This is a genomic window from Nocardia anaemiae NBRC 100462 (assembly GCF_001612725.1).
Lineage (GTDB): Bacteria > Actinomycetota > Actinomycetes > Mycobacteriales > Mycobacteriaceae > Nocardia > Nocardia anaemiae.
Genome location: NZ_BDAZ01000110.1, coordinates 1 through 5,884 on the forward strand (window position 1 = coordinate 1; position 5,884 = coordinate 5,884).

4 protein-coding genes and 1 pseudogene are annotated in these 5,884 nt (G+C 68.5%); all 5 read right to left on the bottom strand.

Going from position 1 to position 5,884, the window contains the following annotated elements:
• A pseudogene (locus NA5_RS38525) lies at positions 1-226 on the bottom strand (AAA family ATPase); the annotation flags it as partial.
• Positions 227-1,038: 812 nt separating this feature from the next.
• Entirely contained in the window at positions 1,039-2,886 is a 1,848-nt protein-coding gene (locus NA5_RS38530) for an AfsR/SARP family transcriptional regulator (protein WP_062993972.1), read from the bottom strand.
• A 103-nt stretch (positions 2,887-2,989) separates the two neighbouring features.
• The gene (locus tag NA5_RS38535) at positions 2,990-3,745 is read right to left on the bottom strand and encodes a DUF8176 domain-containing protein (RefSeq protein WP_062993973.1); all 756 of its coding nucleotides are present in this window, start codon (positions 3,743-3,745) and stop codon (positions 2,990-2,992) included.
• A 104-nt stretch (positions 3,746-3,849) separates the two neighbouring features.
• Entirely contained in the window at positions 3,850-4,980 is a 1,131-nt protein-coding gene (locus NA5_RS38540) for a lipase family protein (protein ID WP_062993974.1), read from the bottom strand.
• Positions 4,977-5,884, bottom strand: a 908-nt coding sequence (locus NA5_RS38545) for a cutinase family protein (RefSeq protein ID WP_062993975.1), incomplete at its 5' end; no start/stop codon positions are given. The genes NA5_RS38545 and NA5_RS38540, both read right to left, overlap by 4 nt.

Here is a 5,884-nt window from a genome sequence, read left to right on the forward strand (position 1 = left end):
CGGCGGCGGCGGTGTGGGAGTTGGCGCGGTAGCGGCGCGGTGCGCTGGCGGTGCGGTCGGCGTGACCGGCGGCGGTCAATGCCTCAAGCGCATTGCCGACAGCACCGGAGGAACGCGACAGGATTTTCACGATCTCGCGGGGGGAATGCTCGCGCCCCGGATTGTCTGCCAGGACACCGGCGACCATGCGCCGCAATTCACCATTACCCAAACGAGGTGAGGTCATTTTCGTCTCCTGAAAAGTCGAACCCAATTCACGTACCGCCACGCGGATCGTGACATACGTGTGGCGAGGCCACCAATGGGATTTCGTGAATTCCCCCGGCGAATTCCGGGGCACGGCTCGACGCTAGCTCGGCTCGCTGCCAGTCCACAACCCGAAATCCAACCCGAAATCAAACAATTCCCGAAAATTACCCACGAGCCCCCAATCGACAAGGCAAGAATGGAACGAAACGCGCACAGCCCCGGCTCATCCGAGACAACGAAACCGCGACAAAAGCAATAAAGAAAAGAAAAGAAGGAACGGACAGGAGGAGGGGGACGGAGATAAGACAGCAGGGTGAGAACGGCGCGATGCAGACGGACGCGGACCGCCGACGGATGACGGCGACGCATGTCTATATAGCTTTGTATATAGACAATCCCGAGTAGGCCCTGGCTGGATAGATGCCGCTTCACCTGCGGATATGCTGCGATAGGGTGGCGTGATTTGACCACGCCACCGAACGCCACACGGAATACCACCACCGAACGCCCCCCGGATCGGCCTCTTCAAGATCACGATAAATTTCGCGCGTTATCCGATACGGCGACAAAGCCACTGGAATAAGAAAAAAGCAGACACTCGAGGTGATGCAAATAGTCTTTTTCGCGCATTCATTCGGGGGCCGCAACGTATCAGCATTTCATCATACAGGGCAATTTTCCAAGCATGACCGGTCAGCGAATTCAAATAATGACGACAGCCAATAACGAACCGAGAGGTGGTCGTGTTCTTCTCGCGTCCCGGACATCGTCTCGTATTGATGGTGGTCCCTATTTGGTGGTGCGGTGCAGGTGTTCGAGGAGTTGGCGTGTTCGGGGGCTCGGGGTCTGGTCGATTTCGGCGAGTTTGTGGGTGAGCAGTGAATAGGTGCGGGTGAGGGCGGCGTGTTCGCCGAGGCGGGCGTGCAGGCGCAGAATGTCTTGCCAGACGGTTTCGTTGTAGGGGTCGATCTCGATGATTGTCTCGAGCAGGCCCAGGGTGGCGCGGGGATCGTTGTCGGCGGTGCGGGCAGCCAGCCAGCCCAACGCGTTGAGGGCCTCGCGGCGCGCGGCTTCGCGCAGTGGTTCGACCCACGTGTCGGTGAGGTCGGTGGCCAGCACGGTGGTGGCCAGACCCGCGATCCGCTCGCACGCGGCGGCCTGGTCCTGCTCGCTGCTGGCGCGGCGGCGTTGGGCCACGGCCGCGGTGAACTCCCAATAGTCGACGGTGATCGCCTGGGGTGAGAGCCGGTAGCGCATGTGGTCATCGGCCAGCGGCGCGGTGACCTGGCCGCCGGTCGCGGAGGTGATGCCGGTGCGCACGCGGCTCAACGTGTTGGCGAGTGCGGCGGTGAGCTTGGCCGGGGGGTGCTCGTCCCAGAGCACATCGATCAGCTCTGTCCTGCTGAGCCCGTCCGGATGCAGGGCGAGCACAGCCAGGACTTCCCGGCTGCGTGGCCGCAACTGGCCCGTGATCTCCACCGCCTCACCGCCCTCGGGTGCGCGCCACAGGACCCGGGTCGGGCCGAACACCCGGATCGCCAACACAGGCTCGGCCTGCTCACGAGACGGGCTCGACGGTGCGGGGTCGTGTTGAGGGGCTTGGGGATCGGTGGCTCGGTCGTCCTCGCGTGGGCGGATCTGCTCTTCGCTGCCGTCAGGTGCGGTGTCCTGCGGTCCCGGTACACGCGCGGGCGCAGTATGCCCTTGGGGGTGGGCAGCATCCGTATCCGGTTGCGAGCGCGCAGGTCTGGGCGCGGGTGCGGGTGTGGTGGTGGCTGGGTCGAGCCGGTACACCGTGGGCAGCGGGGCCGACCGGCGGCGAGCGACCGCGGTGGTGGTGTGGTGGGTCGGCGGGCGGGTGCGCCGTTGCTGCCCGGTCGTGGCCGGTCGGGTCGGACGGAGCTGCTCGCGCAGGGCCGCGGTGATGGTGCGGGCGGCTGGAAGCAGACGCCGACCGCGACGCGGCTGCCGAGTCCCGTGCACCAGCGCGACGGCTGAGTCCCGTGCGGCGGGCAGGACTCCCAACACCGGGAGGGCGAGTGCCGTGGCGAAGTCGTTGTGCGGGCTGTCCCCGATGAGCAGCACTCCACGGTGACGGCAACCCTCGGTGAGCGCCAGGATGCGGTGGGCGGCGCGTGCGGGGTCGATGTGATCGGTGCGGACGACGACCAGGCAGGCGTCGGCGGCAGCCAGGACCGGGGCCAGAGCCGAATCCGGCTCGGGGGCACCGCAATCGGCGAACACGCTCGCCCCGAGGGCTCGCCAGCTCGCGTGCGTACCGGCCAGCAGTGAGGCGGTCAATCCCGCGCGAGTTGCGTCTGGGCCTGGTGGTGCGGCCAGGACTGGCACGCCGTTGGGCAGGAACTGCACGTGCTCGAGCATTCGGTCGGCCTGCACGGGTGCGTTCGGGTCGATGGTGCGAGCCAGGCTCGCCAACCCCAGATACGGGTCACCGCCCACCAATTCGGCCAGTTGCCCGCCTGCGGGGTCGGCCTCCACCACCAGCGCAGCCTCGCGACCGGGCCAGGCTCGGGCCAGAGCCACCGCGGTGGTCGTGGTCCCGGCACGCGGCCCCAGACCCGCGACCGCGATCAGCAGCGGCGCCTGCGAGCCCGAGGCCGCCGGTGTCGCCGTCATGAGGACACGCTCGTGCCCGCCGCGACAGACAGTGTTCGACGGCACTCAAACCTCCGACGTAGCAGGAGGATTCGGCGGGCGGGGGTCTGTGCTGGCGTCGTGGTCATCCCTGCCCCTGGACGTTGCTGATCAGCAAGCCACCGCCCTCAACGGGGCGGGTGTTGATGACCTGGAGATAGTCCACCCGTTGGCGGTCGGGGTGCAGCTCGACCACGTGCACGTTCGCGGTCGTCTCCGAGATCGGGGTGATCGCCACGCAATGGGTGCTGCCTATCGGGATCGAGGCGATCCCGGCGGCGAGCCCGTCGGCGGTGATCCCGGACTCCGGTGCCAGCAGCCGCATTGCGGCCTCGGCGCTGCGATCGATGTAGTAGGCCGCCTCGAACGCCGCGATCACTCCCGCAAGGGTCGTGGTGGTGTCTGCCAGGCGGTCGGTGACCACGGTGCCCGACAACCCGGTGCACGCACCCTCAACAGCCGCTGTCGCGCTCGGCGCTACCGCCGTGACATGCACCGGATCACCGTTCTCGCGTGGATCGTGGGCCCATACGGCCACCACGCCGATCATCACGGCCGCAGTGGCCGCCAGCGCGGCCCACCCACGCCCCGGCACCTGATACCCGGCCCTGTTCCACAGTGGCCGTGCTACCGCTGTATCTGCCGCGTCCCGAGTCTGCGGCAACGCCACCAGCCAGCGGCCCTCCTGTGCCGATGGTTGCGGACTCGCCTCGACCCCGGTCTCGGACTCGAGATCGGGGTCGGGGTCGGACACGAGGTGCAGGGCCGGTGCCATTCGCGGCTGCTCGAGCCAGGCCCACGGGTCGGCCTCACTGGGCTTGGGCTTCTTGCGCAACATCATTCACCTCCCCTCATTGGGAGTAGTTCTCGCAACGGATGATTCGCCGGGCCTGCCCGCACCCGGGGAGGGGGGTTCGGGGTGCGGGCAGGGTTCCCCGGAGGGGTCTAGGAGCGGGCAGCGTGCTCGCCCTCGCCGATCGGATGGCCGGGCTCGGGAGGCGGTGGCCCGCCGGTGATGTCCTCGCCGAGTCTGGCGAGGACATCGCTGGTTGCGGCGGCTGCGGTGTTGCGGTGATCGGCGTCGTACTCGCGCCAGCTGACCTCGGCTCCGCGTTGCCGGTAGGCGATGAGTGTGCGACGCCCGGCCTGCACCGGAACGATCGCGTCGAGGCCGCCGTGATACAGGTGCAGCGGCATCACCGGCTTGGTGTGGGCGAGGGTTTCCAAAGCCAGCACACGCCGCCACCACAGGTCGTTCCACGGGTCGGGCCGGCGGCACCAGTGCGCCAGAGGTTGCGGGAACCGTTGCAGCAGTTCGTTTCCGGTGAGGTGCTGCGCCTCGGCGACGGCCTGCACTCCGTCCTCGTTCAGGACGTGACGCAGCGGGATGTGCTCGTAGGCTCGTGAGAGTCCGATCAGCCCAGCCAGCCCCACTGCCGCGCCCGCGCCCTGGCTGAACGCGGGCGCCAGCGCGGCGAGGTCGGAGGCGACGGCTCCGGCGGCGATTCCGCGTAGATCCAGCTCGGGCGCGTACCAGGGGTGCAGTTCACCGGCTGCGGCGACCGCTCGCCCACCGTCGGCATATCCCCAGGCCACCACCGGCGCGACCGGAGTACCGAGGTCCGCGCCCCGATAGACCGCGCGCGCGAGATCGAGCACAATCCGGCCCCCGGCACGGGCGGCGAGGAAGGTATGCGGCCCGGCACCGGTGAGGCCGAGTCCCTCGCCGTCGGGTATCGCCACCACCCACCCCCGCCGCAAGGCCGCCTCGATCCCGGAGGTGTCGGGCTCGGCGCCGATCGCCAACAGCTGCGACGGCGCGCACACCCCGCCAAGTCCGCGAAACTCCGGGCAGTACAACAAGATCGCGGTGGCACCGGGCTCCGCGACCGTCTCAGGAATCAGCACGATCCCCGAAGCGGGGATGAGTTCGGAGCGGGAATTGGTGGAGATGTAGATGATCTGCCATGCTCCCGCCGCCCCGGTTAGTTGCGGAACGAACACCGGCCGCGTCCGCACTAGATCCCCGGCATGGCGGCCGTCGAGGGTCGGGACATCGTAGAAGTCACTGGTCATCGTTGGCTCCCGGCGAGGTCGTGGGCCAGTGCGGTCATCCACGCGATCCCGCTGGCGAGTTGCCCGGCGGCGGCGTAACCAGTGTGGCGGCCAACCAGATCGGAGTATCGAAGCCACACAGCCGGATTCATCAGATCGGCGTTGTCGGCGACCAACTGCCCCCACGCACCAGAGAGCTGGGCGGCCAGTTTCGGCAACTGCCCGACCGGGTCCCCCGCCACGACCGCAGTGATCTGCGCCCACCGGGCCGTCGCCGCAGCTGTCTCCTCCGTGGACGGTGGAGGTGTGCGGGGGTCGGCGGCAGTGGTGAGCCGCTCGGCGAGACTGGCCTCGGGCACATAGTCGACGACGCCGGGACCGAGGCGGAAGTCGTGGTTCACCACGGTGGTCCAGGCGTCACCGAGCACGCCCGAGAGCAGGGCCTGGATCGAGCCGAGCGCTGCTAGGGGATCACGCAGGTCGGCCTGGGCGGCGATCTCGGCGGCCATCCGCAACAGGGCGGCGTGATCGGGTGCCGCGCAACTCAAATCGCCCTCGACGCAGATATCGGCCACCCGACCGGTCAGCGCCCCGTAATCGACGCCGTCGTCCGTGGCGATCCCGCTGCCGGACGCGGGTGCGGTGGTGATCGCCACACCCGCCACCGCCGCCCCCGTTGTGCCGGGGGCCGGGTCGGGAGTGAGTTGTCCAGGACGGCCGGGGATCACAGGCGATCCCGGGGCGCGATCGGGATCGGAATACAGCGCTACACCCGCGATCTTCTCCGGTCCCACCGGTCCCTCCCCCGCGCCGACAGCTCGCGCGAATTCCGACACCACCTGCGCGCCTTGGGAATACCCGACCCCGGCCAAAGCGGTGTCCGGGCACGCGGCGGCGATCCGCTCGGCGGCGGCCTCGAGCGCGG